The following is a 23,466-nucleotide window of genomic DNA, read 5'->3' as shown; positions in this document are numbered from 1 at the left end:
TCCGATTCTCCGGCGGCGCCCCACAGGAGCGCGCGCAGGCCGACGCCTGGACCGGGGGCGGCCCGCTTACGGAGCCGGCACCCCGTCCACGGTCGCATAGTTCGACGCATCGTTCTTCGGCCGATCGCCCGCCAGGGCCTCGCCCGTGGCGAGATAGTGGATCGTCTCGGCGATGTTGGTGGTGTGGTCGCCGATCCGCTCGACGTTCTTGGCGCAGAACAGAAGATGCGTGCAGAACGAGATGTTGCGCGGATCCTCCATCATGTAGGTCAGGAGCTCGCGGAACAGCGAATTGTACAGGGCGTCGATCTCGCCGTCCCGCTCCCAGACATCGTGGGCTGCCTGGACGTCGCGGCTCGCATAGGCGTCGAGAACGTCCTTGAGCTGGCCCTCCGCGAGGTCGCTCATGTGGCGCACACCGAGAACGATCTTCTGGGCCGGCGCCTGATCGGAGATCGCCACCACCCGCTTGGCGACGTTCTTGGCGAGGTCGCCGATCCGCTCGAGGTCGCCGGAGACGCGGATCGCCGAGATCGTCTCACGCAGATCGATCGCCAGGGGCTGACGCCGGGCGATCAACAGCACGGCGCGCTCCTCGATGTCCCGCTGCAGGGCGTCGAGGCGCTTGTCGGCGACGATCACCGCCTGGGCGAGCGTGTCGTCCCGGCGCACGAGGGCGTCCGTCGCCTCCGCGGTCATCTTCTCGGCCACGCCGCCCATCTCCGAGATCGAGCGACGCAGGTTCTCCAGGTCGGTGTCGTAGGAGGTGACGATATGGCCGGGCATGGCGAATCCTTCGATGGGTCCCGGGGGCGGCGCTCCGCGGAGGCCCTCGGGGACCCGCCGGCCCTCCGCGGATGCGGCGACCGGACGGCCTTCCCCGAGACCGGAGCGTCCAGGCAGACTAGCCGAACCGGCCGGTGATGTAGTCCTGGGTGCGGCGTTCCGTCGGGTTCATGAACATCCGGTTGGTCGGACCGAACTCGATCAGCTGGCCCAGATACATGAAGGCGGTGAACTGCGAGATGCGCGCCGCCTGCTGCATGTTGTGGGTGACGATCACGATGGTGAACTCGTCGCGCAACTGCTCGATCAGCTCCTCGATGCGGCCGGTGGAGATCGGGTCGAGGGCCGAGGTCGGTTCGTCGAACAGGATCACCTCCGGGCGCTGCGCCACCGTGCGGGCGATGCACAGGCGTTGCTGCTGGCCGCCCGACAGGCCCGTACCCTGCTGCTTGAGCTTGTCCTTCACCTCGTCCCAGAGGGCGGCCTTGCGCAGGGAGGCCTCGATCCGGCCGTCGAGTTCGGATTTCGGCAGCTTCTCGTAGAGGCGCAGGCCGAAGGCGACGTTGTCATAGATCGACATCGGGAACGGCGTCGGCTTCTGGAACACCATGCCGATGCGCGAGCGCAGCTCGTTCAGGTCGATGGAGGGGCTGAGGATGTTCTCCCCGTCCAGGAGGATCTCGCCCTCGGCCCGCTGCTCCGGATAGAGGCTGTAGATCCGGTTGAAGCAGCGCAGCAGGGTGGACTTGCCGCAGCCCGACGGCCCGATCAGCGCCGTGACCTGCCGGTCGTGGAAGTCGAGGTTGACGTCCTTCAACCCGTGGAAGCTGCCGTAGTAGAAGTTCAGGCGCTTCACGGCGATCCGCACGGGACCGCCCTCGTCGGCGCGGTTGCGGTTCAGCTCGACCGTGGGGATCGCGGAGGCGGCGTTCATCGTCGTGTCCTCGAAGGGTCTCAGCGCGAGGTCTGCGGCTTGATCACAAGGCGGGCAATGATCGACAGCACCAGGATGGTGGCGGTGATCAGAAGCGCGCCGGCCCAGGCGAGGCCCTGCCAGTTCGGGTAGGGCGACAGGGCGAACTGGTAGATCATCACCGGCAGGTTCGCGACGCCGCCCATCAGGTTGGCCGAGAACCAGGAATTGTTGTTGAGCGCGGTGAACAGCAATGGCGCCGTCTCGCCGGCGATGCGCGCCAGGGCCAGGATGATCCCGGTGACGATGCCGGCCGAGGCCGCCCGCCACGTGACGTTGATGATCACCGTCGAGGGCGGCGCCCCGAGCGCCGCGCCGGCCTCCCGCAGGGTTCCGGGGACGAGCCGCAGCATGTCCTCGGTGGTGCGGACGATCACCGGCACCGCGATGATCGCGAGCGCGACGCCGCCGGCCCAGCCCGAATAGGTGCCCATCGGCCGCACCATCAGGGTGTAGACGAACAGGCCGATCAGGATCGACGGCGCCGAGAGCAGGATGTCGTTGAGGAAGCGGATCAGGGCCGCGAGCTTCGAGCCGCGCCCGTACTCGGCCAGGAAGGTCCCGGCCATGACGCCGACCGGTGTCGCGATCACGATGCCGATCCCGGTCAGGACGAGGCTGCCCAGAATGGCGTTGGCGATGCCGCCGCCCTCGGATCCGGGGCCCGGCGTCGGGTTGGTGAACAGGGTCGGCGTGAAGCCGCGCACGCCCTGGACGATCAGCATCACCAGGATCGAGCCCAGGACCAGGGCGCCCACCAGCGTCGCCCCGGTGCAGGCAACCCGCAGCGTGCGGTCGGCGATGCGCCGGCCCTGACGGACCCGGCCGGAGCGGCGCCGGGGCGTCGCGGTCATCGTAGGGGAGGCGTCCATCGCGCGTGCTCCTCAGGCGGCCTGGACGCGGCGCGTCAGCAGCCGGGCGATGATGAGAACCACGAAGGTGATCACGAACAGGATGCAGCCCAGAGCCATCAGGGCGTTGAGCTGGAGGCCGTCGGCTTCGTTGAACTCGTTGGCGATGCGCGACGCGATGGTCGAGCTCGGATCGAAGATCGAGGCCGAGAGGCGGTTGGCGTTGCCGACCACGAAGGTCACCGCCATCGTCTCGCCCAGCGCCCGGCCGAGGCCGAGCATGATCGCCCCGATGATCGAGACCGAGGCCTGCGGCACCAGCACGTGGCGCACCACCTCCCAGGTGGTGCAGCCGATGCCGTAGGCGCTCTCGCGCAGCACGGTCGGGATCTGGTCGAGCATGTCGCGGGCGATCGAGGCGATGAACGGCACGATCATGATCGCCAGGATGATCCCGGCGGTGAAGACGCCGACGCCCGAGGGCACCCGGGCGTAGAACAGCGTGCCGACGATCGGCATGCCCTCGACGAGGTTCGAGACCGGGATCTGGATGTAGCGCGCGAAGAGCGGCGCGAACACGAACAGGCCCCACATGCCGTAGATGATGCTGGGCACGGCGGCGAGCAGCTCGATCGTCATGGCGACCGGCTTGCGGGCCCAGCCCGGGCAGAGCTGGGTGAGGTAGACCGCAATCCCGAGGGAGACGGGGACGCCGATCAGGAGCGCCAGGAAGGCAGAGGCGACGGTCCCGATCACCGCCACCAGCGCGCCGTACTGCTCGGTCCCGACGTTCCAGGCGCTGGAGGTCAGGAATCCGAAGCCGAATTCGCGGAAGGCGGGCCAACCGCCGTAGAGGATCGAGCCCAGGATGCCGGCGAGGACGAGCAGCACCAGCAGCGCTGCGGCATACGAGGAGGTCCGGAACAGGGTGTCGAGGCTCCGGCTCGGCGCCTTCCGCGCCGTCGCGGAACGGGTTCGGCCGAGGGCGATCGATTCTGTCAAAGCGGGCATCCGCTGTTCTCTGCGAAGAGGGCGTGGTAGCGCGGGGCGTTCCGAGAAGCGAGGGAGGAGGTTCGCACCTCCTCCCGGCCACGCTCACATGTTGAAGACAGGCTTACCGTCCTTGCCCTTCACGTCCTTCCACTCCTGGTGGATCAGCTCGACGACGTTGTCCGGCAGCGGGACATAGTCGAGGTCGACGGCAAGCTTGTCGCCGTTCTTGTAGGCCCAGTTGAAGAACTTGAGCACATCGGCGGACTTGGCCGGATCGACGGCATCCTTGTGGACCAGGATGAAGGTCGCCGCCGTGATCGGCCACGCCGCCTCGCCCGGCTGGTTGGTCAGGGAGATGCCGAAGCCCGGGGTCGCCTTCCAGTCGGCGCTCGCCGCCGCGGCCTGGAACGCCTTGTCGTCGGGCTGCGGATACTTGCCGGCCTTGTTCTGCAGCAGGGCGTAGGAAAGCTTGTTCTGCTTGGCGTAGGCCGACTCGACGTAGCCGATCGCGTTCGGGACCTGCTTCACCGTGGCGGTCACGCCCTCGTTGCCCTTGCCACCCTGCCCCACCGGCCAGGAGATCGTCGTGGCGGCGCCGTATTCCTTCTTCCAGGGCTCGGAGACCTGGGACAGGTACGTGGTGAAGATGTTGGTCGTGCCCGACGCGTCGGAGCGGTAGACCGGGGTGATGTTGGAGTCGGGGAGCTTCAGCCCGTCATTGAGTTTCGCGATCCGCGGATCGCTCCACTTGGCGATCTTGCCGGCATAGATGTCGGCCAGCACGTCGCCGGTGAGCTTGAGCTTGCCCGGCTCGATCCCGGGGATGTTCACCACCGGCACGACGCCGCCCATCACGGTCGGGAACTGGACGAGACCGTCCTTGGCGAGCTGCTCGGGCTTGAGGGGCGCGTCGGTGGCGCCGAAATCGACCGTCTTCGCCTGGATCTGCTTGATGCCGCCCCCGGAGCCGATCGACTGGTAGTTGAGGCCCGAGCCGGTCTCCTTGCGATAGGCCTCGGCCCACTTGGAGTAGACCGGGAAGGGGAACGTAGCCCCGGCGCCGGTGATATCGGCGGCGAGCGCCGCGGACGCCAGCTGAACCGTCGCGAGGCCGACGGCGAGCGCGTAAGCGAAGGGTCTCAAGGGATTCTCCGTTGCCGTCGGGCAAGAGCCTGCGCTGCCCTGCCGGCAAGCCCATGCCCGCGGCAGAGCTCTGCGGCCGATCTTCCGAAGAGACCCAGCGCCGGCCGCCCGATGGAGGGGCGCATACGACAGGCAGATGACACCGGGATGACATCGCGCCGCGGGCCGGACGGCACGGTTCGTGGATCTCGCGCGTTCATAACCCGCATGGGCAGCGGCAATGCCGGAGCAATGCCAGCGGCAGTGACAGCGGGAGGACGTCGGATCGTGGGCGGCGAGGAGGTCGATACGGGGGCGGATGCCGACCCGGTCTGGTCGGCCCTGCATGCGGAGCGGGAAGCCGTGGAGCGTGCCCTCACGCTGGCGCAGGCGCGCCAGAAATTCTCCACCGATCCGGAGCTTGCGGCCGCAGCGCGGCGCGAGGAGGCCGAGCTGCTGGTCAACCTCGACCGGGTGCTGACGTTGATTCGTGCCGCCGAGTATCGTCGACGGCCGGGGGCGCGCCGCTGGTAGCGGCGCGGGGCCGGATCAGATCGCCCGGCGCAGCTCCCGCTCCTTCTGGCGCAGTCGCAGAAGCAGCTCGACGTGCGTGTCGGTGATCGGCTGCGTGTCGACGCTGCCTTCGTAGACCGTGCGAAGGTTGAGGCCGAGCTGGCGCGTGTCGAGCGCCCGCTTCAGCGACTGTCCCGCAGGCAGATGCCCATCGGACTCGACGATAGCCGGCTTCATGGCTCCCTCCCGCCCATCGACCGCCCATGCCTTCCGCGGTACCGGGATGACGGCACTTTCAAGTCGAATAGTTAACGCATCGTTAAGCTCAACCAACGGTTAAGGCTGTCGCCGGGCTACGCCTCGGCGCCCTGAAGCAGGCGCGCGGCTGCCGCCCGGGCTTCGTCGGTGACGGTGGCGCCCGCCAGCATCCGGGCGATCTCCTCCCGGCGCTCGGCGACCGGCAGGCTCGACACGCGGGTGGCGACGCGGCCGGCCCCCTTCACGGGCGCCTTGGCGATCAGGAAATGCGTCTCGGCGCGCGCGGCAACCTGGGGGGCATGGGTCACCGCGACCACCTGCACGGTGGCCGCCAGCCGGGCGAGGCGCAGCCCGATGGCGTCCGCCACCGCGCCGCCGACCCCGGTATCGATCTCGTCGAAGATGAGGGTCGGAGCGGAGCCCTTGTCGGCCAGCACCACCTTGAGCGCCAGCATGAAGCGCGACAGCTCGCCACCCGAGGCGACCTTCATCATCGGACCGGGCTTGGTCCCCGGGTTTGTCTGGGCCCAGAACTCGACGCGGTCGGTGCCGGCGGCATCGCGGGAATCCGGATCCGTGACGATCTCGGTGATGAACCGGGCCCGCTCCAGCTTGAGGGGCGGCAGCTCGGCCTTCACGGCGGCGTCGAGCTGCTTGGCCGCCCGGCGGCGCCCGGCGCTGAGCTTCTCGGCAGCCTCGGCGTAGGCGGCCTCCGCCGTCGCGAGCCCCTCCTCGAGGCCGGACAGCGCCGCCTCGCCGGCATCGATGGCCGCGACGTCGTTGGCGTAGCGCTCCGCCAGGGCGGCGAGGTCGTCGGCGGCCACGTCGTACTTGCGCGACGCGGCGCGCAGGGCGAAGAGCCGCTCCTCCACGCGCTCCAGGTCGCGGGGATCGAACTCCGTCTCGGCCACCGCCGCATCGAGGACCGCCCGGGCTTCGTCGAGGGCGACCATCGCGGCGTCGAGGGCGTTCACGCACGGGTCGACGAGGGCCGGCAGCTGCGCGGCGCGGCGCTCCAGCTTGCGCAGGGCGGCCGAGAGATGCGGCACGCCGGAATGAGGTCCGCCGACCGCCTCCAGCGCCTCGTTGAGTTCGCGCGCCACCTTCTCGGATTGCTGCATGATGGTGCGGCGCTCGGCGAGCTGCGCCTCCTCCCCCGGAAGCGGCGCGAGTTCGGCGAGTTCCTCCACGGAATGGCGCAGGAAGTCGGCCTCCTTGCGGGCCGTCTCGACCCGGGCGCGGTGCTCGGCGAGTTCGGTCCGAGCCGTCCGGACGGCCCGAGCGGCGGTGCCGACCTTGGCGAGCTGGGGCTGAAGCCCGCCGAAGGCGTCCAGGATCGCGCGGTGCGAGGCGGGGTCGGCGAGCGCCCGGTCGTCGTGCTGCCCGTGGATCTCCACAAGGGCCGCGCCGATCGCCCGCAGGACCTGCACGCCCACCGGCTGGTCGTTGACGAAGGCGCGGGTCCGGCCGTCCGCCATCTGGGTCCGGCGCAGGATCAGGTCGCCCTCGGTGTCGATCTCGGCCTCCTCCGCGATCCGGCGCGCGGGATGGTCGACGGGCAGGTCGAAGACCGCCGTGACCACGCCCTGCGCCTCGCCGTGACGCACCAGGCGGCCGTCGCCACGACCGCCGAGGGCCAGGGCGAAGGCGTCGAGCAGGATCGATTTGCCCGCGCCCGTCTCTCCGGTCAGGACGCTGAGTCCCGATCGAAAATTCAGTTCGAGCCTGTCGATCAGGACGATGTCGCGAATCGCGAGCTGCGCCAGCATGCGGCGACGGGGATTCCTCAGGACGGGACCGCACACATAAGGCCGCTGCGGCGCGGATTCACCCCAAAAATGCGTCGCACCACGCAAGGGGGCGCCGCAACGGGAAAGGCCCGGAGCGGCGGCTCCGGGCCTCGATCTGTGCGCGGGACGGCCCGGTCGCGGGCTCCGATGCCTACTCGGCCGAGGCGGTCTTGCCGGTGACCGTGCGGTAGATCTTCGAGAGGAACGAGGACTTCTCCTCGCGGGGCTCGAGGCCGCCCTGAGCCAGGAGCGCGTGGGCGTCCTTGTACCAGGGGCTTTCCGGGAAGTTGTGTCCGAGCACCGCGGCGGCATTCTGCGCCTCCTGGGTGATGCCCAGCGCCCAGTAGGCCTCGGTCAGGCGCTCGAGCGCCTCCTCGGCGTGGCGGGTGGTCTGGTACTTGGCGACCACGTCGCGGAAGCGGTTGATCGCCGCCGGGAAATTCCGCTTCTCGAGGTAGAAGCGGCCGATCTCCATCTCCTTGCCGGCGAGCTGATCGCGGGTGATCTGGATCTTCGCCTTCGCGTCGGCAGCGTATTCCGATGTCGGATACTTCTGTACCAGTTCCTGGAGGGCGACGAGCGCCTTCTCGGACCGGTCCTGATCGCGGGTGACGTCCGGGATCTGCTTATAGTTCGACATCGCCATCAGGTACTGCGCGTAGGCGGCGTCCTTGCTGGCCGGATGCCGCTGCAGGTAACGCTTCGAGGCGCTGATGGCGTCGTCGTATTTCTGGCCTTCGTAGTTGGCGTAGGCCGTCATCAGCAGTGCCTTCCGAGACCACTCGGAATACTGATACTGCTTGTCCAGATTGTCGAATTTCTTGACTGCGCCCTCGTAGTCGCTGTCCTCGAGCTTGGCCAAGCCATCGCTGTACAGCTTGTCGGCCGGGACGTCCGGGACGACTTCGGGTTTGTACTTCTCAGCGAAGATGCTGGTCGGGTCGAAGTCGCAGCCGCCGAGGCCCAGGCCGAGGATGGCCACGAGGGGCGCCGCGAAGGCCGCTCCCCGGCGATGACGAATGGTGACAGGCATCTGGCGCTCTTTCCCGGAACCGGCGCCGTCTCGCGCCGTCATGCCATCGCGTGGGTGGATCCGGCCCGCCCCGGGCCGTGCCCGCCGTTCACGGACCGTTAAACCGTGCCGTTCGATTCGGGCACGAAAGCGGCAAGGCTGCGGCAGCCAGGATCGGTTGCCGGCTGTGTCCCACCGGCCACAGGCGCTTTCTAGAGGTCGCCCGCGAAGGCGGCGATGCCGAGGCCGACGCCGAGTTCGGACAAAACGGTCTCGCGGCGCGAGCCCTGCGCCTCGACGATGGCGTAGTTCGCCCGGTCGGCGAAGAGGGCCGAGAGCACGCCGACATTCATCCGGTGGCCGCCGCAATAGGAGCGGTACGCGCCCTGGATCGGCAGCCCGGCCAGCGCCAGGTCGCCGATCGCGTCGAGGATCTTGTGGCGGACGAATTCGTCCTGGAAGCGCAGCCCCTCGGGGTTGACTACCGCGGTCTCGCCGACCGCCACGGTGTTCTCCAGCGAGGCGCCGAGGGCGAAGCCCGCCTTCCAGTAGCGCTCCACGTCCCGCATCATCCCGAAGGTGCGGGCGCCGGCGATCTCGCGGCGATAGGTGGCGGGCGAGAGGTCCATCGCCTTGCGGGAGCGGCCGATCACCGGGCTCTCGAAATCGATCTCGACATCGAGGCGGAAGCCGCGATCGATCGGACGCAGCTCCGCGAAGGACGTGCCGGTCTCGATGCGGACGTGGCGGAGGATCTTGAGCCAGCGCCGGGGGGTGTCGCAGGTGGCGATCCCCACTTGGTCGATCGCCTGGACGAAGGGGAGCGCCGATCCGTCGAGGATCGGCATCTCCGGGCCGTCGATCTCGATCAGGGCGTTGTCGACGCCCAGGCCGAACAGGGCGGACATCAGGTGCTCGACGGTGGCGACTGCGCCCGTCTCAACGTCACCCAGAACGGTGCAGAGTTCCGTGGCGGAGACGAGGGCGTGGTGTGCCTTGATCAGCCGGTCGTTGCCGTGAGTGGTGCCGGTGCGGAGGAAGGCGATGCCATGATTGGCCGGAGCGGGCCGGATCGTGATCTCGGCGGGATTGCCGGAGTGAACTCCGATGCCCGAGAGAGTCGCCGGCCCTTTGAGGGTCGTCTGTTTGTGCGTTCGCATTCCTTAGCCCCCGGGCGCGACCAGATCCCGACACCCCGACCGGGGGTGAAGAGAAAACCGACTGATCCGTCCGCTGCTTGATGCCCTAGCCCACGCGATCAGGTTGTGTCCCGATGCGTGTCGTCTCGATCACATGGTTTCTATAGCTGCACCGCACAGGGCAGCCAAATCACGGATTCTTACGGTCTGTTACAGACACGCTTACCGGCTCGTTGCCGCAAAACGCTGGTCCACCAAAGGCTTAAAGCTTGGTTAACGCATGGCTAACCGGCGGCCGTTCTGTGGCGCGGATGCACCACGGTCCCGGCCTCGCGAGACGCCGCATGCCCACGCGATGGGGCCTGTTTCAGGCCGTAACAACCAAGAGTTGCTTTGTTGCAGCGCGAAGGGGCCGGCGGTTTCCCGCCGGCCCCCTGCCGTGTCCGCGATCTGGGCCGGTCAGTTCGCCTGACGGCGCAGGAAGGCGGGGATCTCGAGCTGATCGTCGTCCATCATCCGGGGCTGCGCGGAGACCCGGCCCTGCGCGTCGAGGTTGCCCTGGGCCGGGCGGTATTGCGGCACCGCGGGCGCGGCCGGAGCACGGGGGGCCGGCGGCACGTGGGACTGGGCCATGTGCGGCTGGGCCATGTGCGGCTGGGCCATGTGCGGTTGGGCCATGTGCGGCTGGGCCAAATGCGGCTGCGGGGCGGCGGGAGAGGCCGGCCGGGCCGCCGGGGCGCCCTCCATGTCCTCGCGGCGGCCGCCGAAGCCCACGGTGGCGAGCCGGCGCAGCAGCGAGGTCCGCTTGGATTCCGGAGCGGCCTCCTCGGCCGCGCGGTTCGCCATGATCTGGGTCTGAGCGATCGGCGGCAACTCGTGGATCTGCGGCATGCGCGGAGCGCGGGCGAGCGGCGTGCCAGTCGGGGCGGCGGGACGCGGCGGCACGAACGGGCCGGCCTCGATGGCCGGTGCCGGCTCGGCCCGCTGCGGTGCGGGAGCCGGGACGAACGGTGCCGCGGCGCGCGCCTGGGCCGGGGCGAGCACGACGTCGTCGCGGGTCACCGGCGCGGCGCTCTCCATGCGGCTCTCGATCCGCGGCTCGGCCCGCATCTCCGTGCCGGGCTGCGGCGCGGGGGCCGGCGCGGCCGACTCGGTGCGGATGCTCGGCACCGGCGAGGCGGCGCGAGAGCGAGCCTCGGCGCGCAGGCGCTCGGCAACCTCGGCGATGCGCTGCTCGGTCTCGGCGATGGCCGGGTTGTTGGGCGAGTTCGCCGAGATCAGCAGCGGCTCGATGCCGGTGGCGACCACCGACACGCGGATGATGCCGTCGAGGCTCTCGTCGAAGGTGGCGCCCAGGATGATGTTGGCGTCCTGGTCGACTTCCTCGCGGATGCGGGTCGCGGCCTCGTCGAGTTCGTACAGGGTCAGGTCCGAGCCGCCCGTGATCGAGATCAGCAGGCCGCGGGCCCCCTTCATGGAGACGTCGTCGAGGAGCGGATTGGCGATGGCCGCCTCGGCGGCACGGTTGGCGCGCTTCTCGCCGGAGGCCTCGCCGGTGCCCATCATGGCCTTGCCCATGCCGCGCATGATCGCGCGGACGTCGGCGAAGTCGAGGTTGATGAGGCCTTCCTTCACCATCAGGTCGGTGATGCAGGCGACGCCGGAGTAGAGCACCTGGTCGGCCATCGCGAAGGCGTCCGCGAAGGTGGTCTTCTCGTTGGCGACCCGGAACAGGTTCTGGTTCGGGATCACGATCAGGGTGTCGACCGCGGCCTGCAGCTCCTGGATGCCGGATTCGGCGGTGCGCATGCGGCGCATGCCCTCGAACTGGAACGGCTTGGTCACGACGCCGACCGTCAGGATGCCCATGTCGCGGGCCGCACGGGCGATGACCGGAGCGGCGCCGGTGCCGGTGCCGCCGCCCATGCCGGCGGTGATGAAGCACATGTGGGCGCCCGAGAGCTGATCACGGATCTCGTCGATCACCTCGTCGGCGGCGGCCGAGCCGACCTCCGGGTGCGAGCCGGCCCCGAGGCCCTGCGTCACGCCCAGGCCCATCTGGATCACCCGCTCGGCCTTCGAGGAGGTGAGCGCCTGGGCGTCCGTGTTGGCCACGACGAATTCGCAGCCGAGGAGGCCCGACTCGATCATGTTGTTGACGGCGTTGCCGCCGGCGCCGCCGACGCCGAAGACGGTGATGCGGGGCTTGAGTTCCCGGATGTCCGGCGCCTGGAGGGTGATGGCCATGGTGTCGAGCCTCTCGCTAACTGTGCTTTCCGTGCGACGCCTGGGCGCCGGATACTCTTCGATCCGCCCGTCCGCGGGGGCGGATGCGAAACCCTAGAAGCTGTCCCGGAGCCAGCGGCCGACCCGGTTCAGGTAGTTGTCGGTTCCGGTCGCCGCGAAGGCGCCGTGCCCCCGCGGCTCGAAATGCTCGGCATGCGCCACCTGCGGGTAGACCAGCAGGCCGACCGCCGCCGAGAAGGCCGGGCCCTTTGCGGCTTCCGGCAGACCCCGGATCCCGAGGGGCCGTCCGATTCGCACCTGACCCTGGAGGACGCGGCGGGCGACCTCCGGCAGGCCGACGAGCTGGCTGGCGCCGCCGGTGAGGACCACGCGCCGTCCGGCCTGGGCCGCGAAGCCCGCGTCCCGCAGGCGGTCGCGGACCAGCTCGACCACCTCCTCGACCCGCGGCTTGATGATCCGCACGAGCTGCGAGCGCGGGATGTGGGCCGGGGCCTCGCCCTCGTCCTCGCCGACCCCGTGCACCGCGATCATGTCGCGGTCGTCGGAAGGCGTGGACAGGGCCGAGCCGTAGAGGGTCTTCAGCCGCTCGGCCGCGGCCATCCGGGTGGAGAGGCCGCGGGCGATGTCCATGGTGACGTGGTGGCCGCCGACCGCCAGGGCGTCCACGTGGACGAGGTGCCCGCCGGAGAACACGCCGACGCTGGTGGTGCCGCCGCCCATGTCGACGACGCAGACGCCCATCTCGGCCTCGTCGTCCACGAGCGCGGAGAGTCCGGCCGCGTAGGGCGTGGCGATCACCGCCTCGACGCCGAGGTGGCAATGCTCCACCGCCAGCATGACGTTGCGGGCGGCGGCCAGCTCGCTGGTGACCACGTGCAGGTCGACGCTGAGCGCCTCGCCGATCATGCCCGACGGGTCGATGACGGCCCCCTGCCCGTCCAAGGCGTAGCCGGTCGGCAGGGCGTGGAGCACGGCCCGGCCGGGGCTGACGCCGTGGGCGCTCGCGGTCTCGAGCACCCGCTCGACGTCGCTGCCCGTGACGGTGCCGGAGCGGACGTTCACCCGCGCCTGGAAATGCTGAGAGGCGAGCCGGCCGCCCGACATGTTGACGATGACCGACTGGACCTCGACCTTGGCCATCCGCTCGGCGGCGTGGACCGCCTGACGGATCGCGCCCTCGGCGGCGGCGAGGTCGACGATGGCGCCGCCCTTCAGGCCGAGCGAGCGCTGGTGGCCGATGCCGATGATGCGCGCGAGGTGGGTGCGCCCGCGCAGCGTGGTGAGCGCCTCGGCGGGCTGCAGCTCGGCGATGAGGCAGACCACCTTGCTCGTGCCGATATCGAGCACCGAGAGGGTGGTCGAGCGCCGGGCGGAGAGCGGCTTCAAGCGCGGCGTGAGGCCGTGTTGGCTGTGCATTGACGCTACCGGACGCGGGAGGCGGGACGGGCGGAGATCGACAGGAAGGGCATCAGCTGGCCGCGCCCTTCTTCTTCGCCTTCTGGGCTTCCGCACGGGCGGCGGCGGCCTCCTCGGTCAGGCGCACCACGAGGCGGTCCGGCATGCGCAGGTCCACCGCGATGATGTCCTTCTCAAGCAGGCCGGCCTCGCGCTCGAACCGGACGAGGCGGGCGAGCGCCGCGGCCGGGTCGGCCTCGGGCAGGCGCACGTCGATGCCGTCGAACTTGAGGGTCCAGCGCCGACCGGACACGTAGGTGCCGGCCTTGATCCGCTCGGCGAGCGGACCGGCGGCGGCGATGAGGGCGAGATATTCCGGAAGCTTGGTGTTGGCGTCGTCGCCGACCACCAGGGGGAGGCTGGCATAGCGGTCGTCCCGCATGGCGTCGATGACGGTGCCGTCGGCGGCGATCACGCTGATCTCGCCGTTCTTCTGCCAGAGGGCCGCGGGCTCGCGCTCCACCTGGGTGATGGCGATCTCGTTGGGATAGATCTTCCGGACGGAGGCCTGGGCGATCAGCGGCACGCGCAGCAGCCGCTCGCGGACCTCGTTGACGTCGAGGAAGGGAACCGAGGAGCGCCAGTCGATGCCGGCGGCGGCCAGCACCTCGCGCTCGTACATCCGGGAGATGCCCGAGATGGTGACGCGCTCGACGCCGAAGCCCGCGACGCGCGCCGCGATGTCGAGGGGACGGCCCTGCTCCGCCACGAAGGCGTCGTAGCGGCCGCTCGCCACGAAACCGGCGAGCGCCATGGCGGCGGCGGACACGGAGACCGCCACCACGCCGACGCCGCGCGGCAGGCGCTCGCTCAGGCGCTGACCCGAGCGGGCCCGGCGGACCGAGAGCGACCGAGGCGAGACGCGGCCGGCGAGCCGGCCCAAGATCGCGCCAACGAGGCGCGCGGGACCGGTCCGGCCGGCGGCGTCGCCGCTCAGCGATTCAGGGAAGCGTCCTCCACCATCCATCGGACGAGCTCACCGAAACTCAGGCCCGCATGGGCCGCCATCTCCGGCACAAGGCTCGTCTGGGTCATGCCGGGTTGCGTGTTGACCTCCAGCACGACGAGCAGACCGGTTCCACCCGGTGTGTCGTCGTAGCGAAGGTCGGCACGGCTGACGCCCCGACAGCCCAGTGCTTGATGCGCCGTTAACGACAGTTCTTGGACACGCTGGTAAACATTTGGTTTAAGTTCGGCCGGGAGCACGTGCACCGACCCCCCCGGGGCGTATTTAGCGTCGTAGTCGTACCAATCCCCCGTCGCGGCCTTCACCTCGATCACGCCGAGGGCCCTGTCGCCCATCACCCCGCAGGTGAGCTCGCGGCCGGCTATGTAAGGTTCTACAAGGACTTGCTCGCCGAACGTCCACTCCTCGGAGGCGAGGATCTGGGGCGGGTGCGAGCGCCCGTCGCGCACGATGATCACACCCACCGAGGAGCCCTCGGCGATGGGTTTCACCACATAGGGTGGCGGCAGGGGGTGTGTCCTGGCGGCCTCACGACGGTTAACGATCCGGCCTTCCGGCACGTCGACGCCGGCCGCGCGCATGACGGTCTTGGCCTGCTCCTTGTTCATCGCGAGCGCCGAGGCGAGGACGCCGGAATGGGTGTAGGGGATCCTGAGGATCTCCAGGAGACCCTGGATCGTGCCGTCCTCCCCGTCCGGGCCGTGCAGCGCGTTGAAGGCCACGTCCGGCTTGAGCGCCGTCAGCACGGAGGCGATATCGGGACCGACATCGACCCGGGTGACCCGGTAGCCCTCGCCTTCGAGGGCGTCGGCGCAGGCCTTGCCGGAACTGAGCGAGACTTCGCGCTCGGCGGAGGTGCCGCCCAGCAGGACGGCGACGTGCTTGGACATCAGGGCACCTCGAATAGGTCGGCTTCAAACAGACTCTGCAGGGACCGGACGGTCACCGGTGGCAGACGAGCACCGTATCCCGGCCGCATCGGCGAGGCGGGAACACCGCGCTCACCGCGCTCACCGGGGGGCGGCCGCCGCGCCGATCCGCCGGATCTCCCAGCGCAGCTCGACGCCGCTCGTCTCGCGCACCCGGCGACGGACTTCCTCGCCCAGTCCCTCGATATCGGCGGCGGTCGCATGGCCGGTGTTGATCAGGAAATTGCAGTGCATCTCGCTGACCTGGGCGCCGCCCCGGGTCAGGCCCCGGCAACCGGCGGCGTCGACGAGCTGCCACGCCTTGCCGCCCTCGGGATTGGCGAAGGTCGAACCGCCGGTGCGCTCGCGGATCGGCTGGGCGGCCTCGCGAGCGGCCGTGACCCGCTCCATCTCCGCCTCGATGGCGGCCCGGTCGCCGGGCTTGCCCCGGAACAGGGCGCTCGTGAAGATGACGTCCTCCGGGGCATCCGAATGCCGGTAGGAGAAGCCCATGTCGGCGTGGCTGAAGGTGCGCAATGCGCCCCGGCGGTCGATTCCGCGCGCCTCCACCAGCACGTCGGTGGTCTCGCCGCCATGCGCGCCGGCATTCATGCGCAGCGCGCCGCCGATCGAGCCCGGGATGCCGCGGTAGAAGGCGAGCCCGTCGAGACCGGCCTCGGCGGCCGCCTTGGCGAGGCGCATGTCGGGAACCGCGGTGCCCACGGCCAGCGTGTCGCCGTCGATTGCGACGCTGCCGAACGCCTTGCCGCCGAGCCGGACCACCACGCCCGGCACCCCGCCGTCGCGGACGATCAGGTTCGAGCCGAGACCGATGACCGTGACCGGCACGTCGGGTTCCAGGGTGGCGAGGAGGCGCGCGAGATCCTCCTCGTCGGCCGGGGTGAACAGGACCTCGGCGGGGCCGCCGACCCGGAACCAGGTGAGGTCGGCCAGCGGCTGGTCGGCGAGCAGACGCCCGCGAAGATCGGGCGCGGCGGCGCGGATTCGGTCGTGGAGGGATGCGGTCATCTTTGGATCTCCCCGCTCCCCGCCTGCGGGGAGAGGGATGCGACGACCGTGTCGTCGCATCGGGGCGGCAGCCGAGGGTGAGGGGGCGGCTCCAGCTGTGGCTTGACTGAAGCCGCCCCCTCACCTTCGCCCTTCGGGCGGTCCCTGCCGACGACGGGGTCGTCGCGGCCCTCTCGCGGCAAGCGGTGAGAGGGGGGCGGCACGGACAAAATCGTGTCTCGGACGCCGGCGACGGTGTTCACGATCCCGACGTTCCAGAACCCCAGGACGCGAGAGCCCTGTGCGGTCAGCCACGGGGCCCGAACGCGATCATGGTCGCTGGCCGCGTGGTGGTCGCCATTCCGCTCGACAATCAGGCGTGACGTTCGGCAGCAGAACTCCGCAACAGAGCGCCTGATCGATTCCTGCCGGACGACCTCGGCCCCGCCGAGACGCCGGTCCCGCAAGCGACACCGGAGGCGGCGCTCGGCCTCGGTTTGTGATCCGCGCAGGCATCGCCGGAAACGGGCCGGTTCCGGATCGGCCCCGCGCATCCCCTCACCGTCCCCGCGCGGCCAATTCGCCCGGCAGCGCGTAGGCCCATTGGGTGATCGTACCGGCCCCGAGGCACACCACGTAGTCGCCCGGCTTGGCGAGCTCCGCGATGATCCCCGAAAGTTCCTCCGGCCGCTCCAGCGCCCGGGCGTCGCGGTGGCCGCGGGAGCGCAGGCCCGCCACGAGGCTGTCGCGGTCGAAGCCCTCGATCGGCGTCTCGCCGGCCGCGTAGACGGGCGCCACGATAACCGTGTCGGCATCGTTGAAGCAGGTGCAGAAATCGTCGAAGAGCGATTGCAGCCGGGTATAGCGGTGTGGCTGCACCACGGCGATGACGCCGTGCTCGGTCGAGGCGCGCGCGGCCTTGAGCACCGCCTTGATCTCCACCGGATGGTGTCCGTAATCGTCGAAGATCGTCGCGCCGTTCCACTCGCCGGTGCGGGTGAAGCGCCGCTTGACGCCGCCGAAGCCGGCGAGCGCCTGGCGGATCGCGTCGGGCTTCACGCCGAGCTCGTGCGCCACGGCGAGCGCCGCGGTGGCGTTGAGCGCGTTGTGCTTGCCCGGCATGGGCAGGACCAGGTCCTCCATCTCCATCCGGTAGCCGGGGCGGCGGTCGCGGATCATCACCCGGAAGCGGCTCTGGCCGCCGCGCAGGTCCACGTCGATCAGGCGCACGTCCGCCTGCGGATTCTCACCGTAGGTGATGATCCGCCGGTCCTCGATATGGCCGACGAGATCCTGCACCACCGGATGGTCGATGCACATCACCGCGAAGCCGTAGAACGGGATGTTGTCGATGAACCGCCGGAACGCGTCCTTCACGGCATCGAACGAGCCGAAATGATCGAGATGCTCGGGGTCGATGTTGGTGACGATGGCGACGTCCGCCGGCAGCTTCAGGAAGGTGCCGTCGGACTCGTCGGCCTCCACCACCATCCAGTCGCCTTCGCCCATGCGGGCATTGGTGCCGAAGGCGTTGATGATGCCGCCGTTGATCACCGTCGGGTCGAGGTTGCCGGCCAGCAGCAGCGTCGCGACCAGCGACGTGGTCGTGGTCTTGCCGTGCGTGCCCGCGATGGCCACGCAGGACTTGAAGCGCATCAGCTCCGCCAGCATCTCGGCCCGGCGCACCACCGGCAGACGGCGCTCCCGGGCGGCTTGCAGCTCGGGATTGTCGCGCTGGATCGCCGTGGAGACGACGACCAGGGCCGCCTCCTCGACGTTCTGGGCATCGTGGCCCACGAAGGTGCGCATGCCCTTCTCGGCGAGACGGCGGACATTGGTGTTGTCCGAGGCGTCCGACCCCTGCACCGTGTAGCCGAGGTTGTGCATCACCTCGGCGATGCCGGACATGCCGATACCGCCGATGCCGATGAAGTGGATGGGTCCGAGCTTGTCGGGCAGCTTCATGGGTCGAACCGTCTGGTGTCGGGATCGCCGGTGCGGAATCCCGGGAGGATCAGGTGTGGGCGGCCGTCTCGACGACGACCTCGGCCAGCCTCTCGGCGGCGTCATGGATGCCCGCGCTTCTGGCCGCATCGGCCGCTGCGGTCAATTTTGCCGGCGTCTCGAAGCAGGCCGTGAGGTCCGCGGCGAGGCGCTCGGGCGTGAAATCCGACTGTTTCACCGCCAGCGCCGCGCCGATCGCGTCGAGGGTCGCGGCGTTGGCAGCCTGGTCCTGATCCAGCGAGCCGGGCAGCGGGACCAGGATCGCCGGGCGGCCGATCGCCGCCAGTTCGGAGACCGTCGAGGCCCCCGAGCGCGAGACCACGAGGTGGCTCGCGGCCATGCGGGCCGGCAGGTCCTTGAAGAACGGCGCCGCCTCGATCCCCGCGAGACCCATGGCGAGGTAGCGGTTCTGCACCGCCGTCAGGTCCTCGGGCCGGACCTGCTGGACGAGGTGCAGCCGGGCGCGCAGCGCGGCGGGCAGACGGGCGATCGCCTCGGGCACGACCTCGCCCATGACCCGGGCGCCCTGGCTGCCGCCGAAGACCAGGAGTCGCAGGGCGTCATCCGGACCGAGGGGGGGATACGGGATCTTCGCCGCCTCGATCACCGCCGGGCGAAGCGGGTTGCCGGTGTGGATCCGCGGGGCTTTGGCCTTCTCGGGCACGCCGCGCACATCCTTGAAGCCGGTGGCGATGGTGCGGGCGCCCCGCGCCAGGAAGGCGTTGGCCCGGCCCATCACGGCATTCTGCTCGTGCAGGATCGTCGGCACGCGCAGGATCTGGCCGGCCAGCACCGGCGGGACGGTCGGATAGCCCCCGAAGCCCACGATGGCGGCCGGGTTGATCCGTCGGATCTCCTTCGCGGCCACGCCGAAGCCGCGGCCGAGCGTCAGCACGGCGCCGGCCCGCTTCAGCGGCGAGCGGCCGGACGGCGTCGCCGAGGCGATGGTGACGACCTCGGAGGCCGGGAACTCGGACGCGATGGCATCGACCCGGGCGTCGGTGGCGAGGGCCACCCGGATGCCGCGGGCGCGCAGCGCGTGGGCGAGGCTCTCGGCCGGGAACAGGTGTCCGCCGGTGCCGCCCGCGCAGAGCAGGATCGTGGGGGTGAAGACCGTCACCGCATCACTCCGGCGACGGTGGCCGGCGCGGTGCCGGGGGGCTTCTGGCTGAGCATCACGGTGCGGGGGCGCTTGCGGGTCAGGGCGACGAGGAAGCCGGTGCCGAGCGCCAGCGAGATCAGCGAGGAGCCGCCGTAGGAGACGAAGGGCAGCGTCATGCCCTTGGCGGGCATCAGCTGGGTGTTCACCGCCATGTTGATGCAGGCCTGGAGGCCGAACAGCGTGGTCAGTCCGGTGATCGCCAGCCGCGAGAAGGTGTCGTCGGTGCGGCGGGCGAGCTTGAGGCCGCGCAGGACGATGAAGGCGAACAGGGCCACGAGGCACAGGCAGACGATCACGCCGAACTCCTCGCCGGTGACCGAGAAGATGAAGTCGGTATGCGCGTCCGGCAGGTGGCGCTTGGCCACGCCCTCTCCCGGCCCGGTGCCGAACCAGCCGCCCGAGCGGAAGGATTCCCGCGACCAGAAATCCTGGAAGCCGCCGCCGGAATCCCGGTCGAGGAACTTGTTGAAGCGCTCACGCACGTGATGGAAGAACAGATAGGCAGCGAACACGCCTCCGAGGCCCAGCACGCCGAGGACGGCCACCCAGATCAGGTGGAGGCCGGCCACGAAGAACAGCGCGCACCACACCATGGTAATCAGCATGGTCTGGCCGAAATCGGGCTGGAGCAGCAGCGGCACGATGGTGATCGGCAGCAGCAGCAGGGCGAGGATCCCGCCCGGCATGTCGCGGCGCTGGGCGCCTTCCGAGAAGGCCCAGGCGGCGACGACCACGAAGGCGGGCTTCACGAATTCCGAGGGCTGCAGGCCGAAGGAGCCGAACTGGATCCAGCGGTGCGCGCCCTTGATCTCGGGCCCGAACTTGCCGGCGAGCAGGCACAGGACGACGCCGCAGACCCAGGTGACCAGCGCGAGCCGCCGGATGCCGCGCAGCGACAGGAACGACACCGCGCAGATCAGCAGGATGGTCGGCGCGAGGTACATCGCCTGCCGGTTGAGGAAGTAGAAGGTCGGGAGGCCGATGCGTTCGGCCACCGGGGGGCCGCCGCCCATCAGGAAGACCAGACCCGCGATCATCAGCGCGAACAGGGCCGCGAGCAGACCGCGGTCCACGGTCCACCACCAGTCCGTCAGGGGCGTGCGTTCCGCGCGTGACATCATGCCGGGCAACGACTCCAGGCCGCGCGGATGCCGATCCGCGCGGGTCGGGCCTGATCCTGTGCAGGAATGGTAAACGGAGCCTTATGGTCGCCGCGTGGGCTTTCGGCCGCCGCGAAACCGGCCTGCGGTGGAGTGCTGTATTCGACCGGTTTTATACTGGTATAATGACACCCTATGTTAATCTTCCCATTGCAACTTTCAGATGTACCCCCGGCGGGTCGAGGCGCGCTGCGCCTGGCCCGCCCAGAGGAAGCCGACGCGCCATGTTTTCTGCCCTGAACGTCCGTGAAGCGCATGCCAAGCTCGCGGCCCTCGACCGGGTTCAGGGCGTGATCGAGTTCGATCTGGCCGGGCGGATCCTCTCGGCGAACCGCAATTTCCTCGACGTCGTCGGGTACACGCTGCCCGAGATCGTCGGGCAGCACCACAGCCTGTTCATGGATTCGGCCCAGCGGGACGCGCCGGACTACCGGGCCTTCTGGGAACGCCTTCGGTCCGGCGCATTCGAATCCGGTCAATTTCAGCGGGTGGGCCGCGGCGGCCGGCCGATCTGGATCCAGGCCTCGTACAATCCGATGCTCGACGTCCGCGGCCGCCCCTACAAGGTGGTGAAGTTCGCCACCGACATCACGCAGCAGCGGACCGAGGAGGCCGACCGCGCCGGCCAGATCGCCGCGATCGACAAGGTGCAGGCGGTCATCGCCTTCGATCTCGACGGCACGGTGACGGCGGTCAACGACAATTTCCTGACCGCGATGGGCTACACCCGCGACGAGGTGATCGGGCAGCATCACAGCCTGTTCGTGGACCCCGCCCACCGCGAGAGCGAGGGGTACCGGGCCTTCTGGGCGGCCCTGCGGAACGGAACCTATCAGGCCGCCCAGTTCCGGCGGATCGGCAAGGACGGCCGCGAGGTCTGGATCCAGGCCTCCTACAACCCGATCCTCGATGCCGCCGGACGCCCCTACAAGGTGGTGAAGTTCGCCACCGACATCAGCGATCAGGTCCGGCTGCTCGCCAATCTCCGGACGCTCATCGACCAGAATTTCGGCGAGATCGAGCAGGCGGTGACGCATTCGACGAAGGCGGCCGCGCTGGCCTCGTCGGCGGCGGATTCCACCTCCGGCAACGTCCAGACCGTCGCGGCCGCGGCCGAGGAACTCGCGGCGTCGGTGGCGGAGATGTCCCAGAGCATCGTGCGCTCCCAGGGCGCCACCGACACCGCCTATGCCTGCGTCCAGGACGCGGATGGCCACACCAAGCGCCTCGCCGAGACCGCCACCGCGATGACCGGCATCGTCGGCCTGATCCGGGATATCGCCGGCCAGATCAACCTGCTGGCGCTGAACGCCACCATCGAGGCCGCCCGGGCGGGGGCGGCGGGCCGCGGCTTCGCGGTCGTGGCCTCGGAGGTGAAGGCGCTGGCCGATCAGGCGGCGCGCGCCACCGGCCAGATCAACGGCGAGATCGCCAGCGTGCAGCGCGTCTCGCAGGAGGTCGTGCAGGCGCTCAGTTCGATCGGATCCTCGGTCTCGGTGATGCGCGAGACCGTGGTGGCCACCGCGGCCGCCATCGAGGAGCAGAGCACCGTGACCCGGGACCTCGCCGAGAACATGCAGAGCGCCGCGGGCGCCGTCACGGCGATCACCGGCAATATCGGGGCGATCGTCCAGTCCGTGGCCAACGTCTCGCAGGCGGTCGGCACCACCCGCGACGCCGCCAAGGTTCTCGCGCGCTGAGAGCGGCGCACCCTCAGGGCAGCGCCTGGACCAGCTCGCGGAAGCGGTTGCCGCGGATCTCGAAGTTCCGGAACTGGTCGTAGGACGCGCAGGCCGGCGACAGCAGCACCACCGGCTCCGGCGCGCCCGAGGCGGCGGCGTTCTCGGCAGCCTTCGGGACGGCGTTCTCGAGGGTCTCGCAGCGGGTGTAGGGCACTGCGCCCTCCAGGGTCGCCGCGAAGGCATCCGAGGCGGCGCCGATCAGGTAGGCGTGGGCGACCCGCTCGAAATACGGCACCAGCGGGAAGATGCCGCCCTCCTTGGCCTTGCCGCCGAGGATCCAGTGGATGTCCCGGAAGGCGGTGAGCGCCTTCTCGGTGGAATCGGCGTTGGTCGCCTTGGAATCGTTGACGAACAGGACGTGGCCGCGCCGTCCCACCTCCTCCATCCGGTGCGGTAGGCCCGGAAAGGACGTCAGACCCGCCTGGATCTGCTCCGGCGACAGGCCGAGGGCCCGCGCCACCGCCACCGCAACGCCTGCATTCTGCCAGTTATGTGCCCCCCGGAGGGAGCCGATCCCGTTGACGTCCGCGAGCGCCGTGCCGTCGACATCGCGGACGATCCCCTCGCGCACCGTCAGCGCGTCGGTGCACAGCACGTCGCCGTGGGGCACGTGGACGCGCACGAGGTCAACGCCGCGCCGGTCGGCGATCGCCCGGCTCGGCGCGTCGTCGATGCCGACCACCGCGAGGCCGGCGCCCTGGATCAGGCGCTCCTTGATGGCCGCGTACTGCTCCATGGTGCCGTGGCGGTCGAGATGGTCGGGGGTGATGTTCATCAGCACGCCGACGCTCGGGTCGAGGCTCGGCGTCAGGTCGATCTGGAACGACGACATCTCGATCACGTGGACGCGGTCCGCCGCGGGGGGCTCCAGCGACAGGATCGCGGTGCCGATATTGCCGCCCATCTGAACGTCGCGGCCCGCCTGGGCGAGGACATGGGCGATCAGCGCCGTGGTGGTCGACTTGCCGTTGGTCCCGGTGATCGCCACGAACGGCGCCCCCGCCGCCTGGGCCCGCCGCTCCCGGCAGAACAGCTCGATGTCGCCGATGATCGCGACGCCCGCGTCCCGGGCGAGCCGGACGCTCCAGTGCGGCTCGGGATGGGTCAGCGGCACGCCCGGGCTGAGCACGAGGGCGGCGAAGCCGGACCAGTCGGCCTCGCGCAGGTCCCGCGTCTCGATCCCGGCCTCCCGCGCCCGCGCGAGGCTGTCGGCATTGTCGTCCCAGGCCTGCACCCCCGCGCCGCCGGCCTTCAACGCCAGCGCCGTGGCAAGTCCGGAGCCGCCGAGTCCGAACAGGGCGACGGTCTTTTCCTGGAAGACGGTGACGGGGGTCATGCGGAACTCTGGATGCGGCAGCCGAACCCGGCCGATCCCG

General features: G+C 69.9%; 21 protein-coding genes. 2 read left to right on the top strand and 19 right to left on the bottom strand.

Annotated features, from left to right (window positions below; translation table 11 throughout):
• Positions 1-66 precede the first annotated feature (66 nt).
• The 5 genes from phoU to pstS all read right to left on the bottom strand — a co-directional run bounded on the left by phoU (position 67) and on the right by pstS (position 4,746).
• Entirely contained in the window at positions 67-786 is a 720-nt protein-coding gene (phoU, locus tag ABC766_RS28115) for a phosphate signaling complex protein PhoU (RefSeq protein WP_043345524.1), read from the bottom strand.
• Between the two features lie 118 nt (positions 787-904).
• Complete coding sequence (gene pstB / locus ABC766_RS28110; protein WP_342145462.1) at positions 905-1,720, bottom strand: phosphate ABC transporter ATP-binding protein PstB; 816 nt, start codon at positions 1,718-1,720, stop codon at positions 905-907.
• A gap of 20 nt (positions 1,721-1,740) precedes the next feature.
• The gene (gene pstA, locus ABC766_RS28105) at positions 1,741-2,631 is read right to left on the bottom strand and encodes a phosphate ABC transporter permease PstA (protein ID WP_345820013.1); all 891 of its coding nucleotides are present in this window, start codon (positions 2,629-2,631) and stop codon (positions 1,741-1,743) included.
• A 12-nt stretch (positions 2,632-2,643) separates the two neighbouring features.
• Positions 2,644-3,621 (bottom strand): phosphate ABC transporter permease subunit PstC, encoded by a 978-nt coding sequence (gene pstC, locus ABC766_RS28100; protein ID WP_043345529.1) that lies wholly within the window; start codon positions 3,619-3,621, stop codon positions 2,644-2,646.
• Positions 3,622-3,705: 84 nt separating this feature from the next.
• Entirely contained in the window at positions 3,706-4,746 is a 1,041-nt protein-coding gene (gene pstS, locus ABC766_RS28095) for a phosphate ABC transporter substrate-binding protein PstS (RefSeq protein ID WP_043345532.1), read from the bottom strand.
• Between the two features lie 267 nt (positions 4,747-5,013).
• Here pstS and ABC766_RS28090 point away from each other — a divergent pair, with 267 nt between their 5' ends.
• A complete protein-coding gene (locus ABC766_RS28090; protein ID WP_043345535.1) occupies positions 5,014-5,259 on the top strand; it encodes a hypothetical protein in 246 nt (81 codons plus the stop codon).
• 15 nt (positions 5,260-5,274) lie between these two features.
• Here ABC766_RS28090 and ABC766_RS28085 read toward each other — a convergent pair whose 3' ends face one another.
• The 13 genes from ABC766_RS28085 to ABC766_RS28025 all read right to left on the bottom strand — a co-directional run bounded on the left by ABC766_RS28085 (position 5,275) and on the right by ABC766_RS28025 (position 20,309).
• Positions 5,275-5,475 (bottom strand): hypothetical protein, encoded by a 201-nt coding sequence (locus ABC766_RS28085; RefSeq protein ID WP_043345537.1) that lies wholly within the window; start codon positions 5,473-5,475, stop codon positions 5,275-5,277.
• Between the two features lie 116 nt (positions 5,476-5,591).
• A complete protein-coding gene (recN, locus tag ABC766_RS28080) occupies positions 5,592-7,265 on the bottom strand; it encodes a DNA repair protein RecN (RefSeq protein ID WP_345820012.1) in 1,674 nt (557 codons plus the stop codon).
• A 172-nt stretch (positions 7,266-7,437) separates the two neighbouring features.
• Positions 7,438-8,319: an outer membrane protein assembly factor BamD gene (locus tag ABC766_RS28075; RefSeq protein WP_043345570.1), complete on the bottom strand. Its 882-nt coding sequence runs from the start codon at positions 8,317-8,319 to the stop codon at positions 7,438-7,440.
• Between the two features lie 191 nt (positions 8,320-8,510).
• Positions 8,511-9,458, bottom strand: a complete 948-nt coding sequence (gene lpxC, locus ABC766_RS28070; RefSeq protein WP_043345543.1) for a UDP-3-O-acyl-N-acetylglucosamine deacetylase — start codon at positions 9,456-9,458, stop codon at positions 8,511-8,513.
• A gap of 438 nt (positions 9,459-9,896) precedes the next feature.
• A complete protein-coding gene (ftsZ, locus tag ABC766_RS28065) occupies positions 9,897-11,684 on the bottom strand; it encodes a cell division protein FtsZ (protein ID WP_345820011.1) in 1,788 nt (595 codons plus the stop codon).
• A gap of 93 nt (positions 11,685-11,777) precedes the next feature.
• A complete protein-coding gene (ftsA, locus tag ABC766_RS28060; RefSeq protein ID WP_043384227.1) occupies positions 11,778-13,100 on the bottom strand; it encodes a cell division protein FtsA in 1,323 nt (440 codons plus the stop codon).
• A gap of 52 nt (positions 13,101-13,152) precedes the next feature.
• The gene (locus ABC766_RS28055) at positions 13,153-14,106 is read right to left on the bottom strand and encodes a cell division protein FtsQ/DivIB (protein WP_345820010.1); all 954 of its coding nucleotides are present in this window, start codon (positions 14,104-14,106) and stop codon (positions 13,153-13,155) included.
• A complete protein-coding gene (locus tag ABC766_RS28050) occupies positions 14,073-14,996 on the bottom strand; it encodes a D-alanine--D-alanine ligase (protein WP_043356331.1) in 924 nt (307 codons plus the stop codon). Before ABC766_RS28050 ends, ABC766_RS28055 begins: the two co-directional genes overlap by 34 nt.
• 120 nt (positions 14,997-15,116) lie before the next feature.
• Complete coding sequence (gene murB / locus ABC766_RS28045) at positions 15,117-16,043, bottom strand: UDP-N-acetylmuramate dehydrogenase (protein ID WP_345820009.1); 927 nt, start codon at positions 16,041-16,043, stop codon at positions 15,117-15,119.
• Positions 16,040-16,576: a DUF559 domain-containing protein gene (locus ABC766_RS28040; RefSeq protein WP_345820008.1), complete on the bottom strand. Its 537-nt coding sequence runs from the start codon at positions 16,574-16,576 to the stop codon at positions 16,040-16,042. Before ABC766_RS28040 ends, murB begins: the two co-directional genes overlap by 4 nt.
• Before the next feature lie 4 nt (positions 16,577-16,580).
• Entirely contained in the window at positions 16,581-17,987 is a 1,407-nt protein-coding gene (gene murC / locus ABC766_RS28035; protein ID WP_043356325.1) for a UDP-N-acetylmuramate--L-alanine ligase, read from the bottom strand.
• 49 nt (positions 17,988-18,036) lie between these two features.
• Positions 18,037-19,146, bottom strand: coding sequence for an undecaprenyldiphospho-muramoylpentapeptide beta-N-acetylglucosaminyltransferase (gene murG, locus ABC766_RS28030; protein ID WP_345820007.1), 1,110 nt, complete (start codon positions 19,144-19,146; stop codon positions 18,037-18,039).
• Positions 19,143-20,309: an FtsW/RodA/SpoVE family cell cycle protein gene (locus ABC766_RS28025; protein ID WP_043356321.1), complete on the bottom strand. Its 1,167-nt coding sequence runs from the start codon at positions 20,307-20,309 to the stop codon at positions 19,143-19,145. Before ABC766_RS28025 ends, murG begins: the two co-directional genes overlap by 4 nt.
• A gap of 263 nt (positions 20,310-20,572) precedes the next feature.
• On the opposite strand from ABC766_RS28025, the gene ABC766_RS28020 reads away from it, so the two are divergent.
• The gene (locus ABC766_RS28020; protein ID WP_053608389.1) at positions 20,573-22,048 is read left to right on the top strand and encodes a methyl-accepting chemotaxis protein; all 1,476 of its coding nucleotides are present in this window, start codon (positions 20,573-20,575) and stop codon (positions 22,046-22,048) included.
• 13 nt (positions 22,049-22,061) lie between these two features.
• Here ABC766_RS28020 and murD read toward each other — a convergent pair whose 3' ends face one another.
• The gene (gene murD, locus ABC766_RS28015) at positions 22,062-23,426 is read right to left on the bottom strand and encodes a UDP-N-acetylmuramoyl-L-alanine--D-glutamate ligase (RefSeq protein ID WP_345820006.1); all 1,365 of its coding nucleotides are present in this window, start codon (positions 23,424-23,426) and stop codon (positions 22,062-22,064) included.
• Positions 23,427-23,466 lie beyond the last annotated feature (40 nt).

Source organism: Methylobacterium fujisawaense (assembly GCF_039619325.1).
Lineage (GTDB): Bacteria > Pseudomonadota > Alphaproteobacteria > Rhizobiales > Beijerinckiaceae > Methylobacterium > Methylobacterium fujisawaense.
Note: the sequence above shows the minus strand (reverse complement) of the source record. Positions and strands in the feature narration are given on the sequence as shown.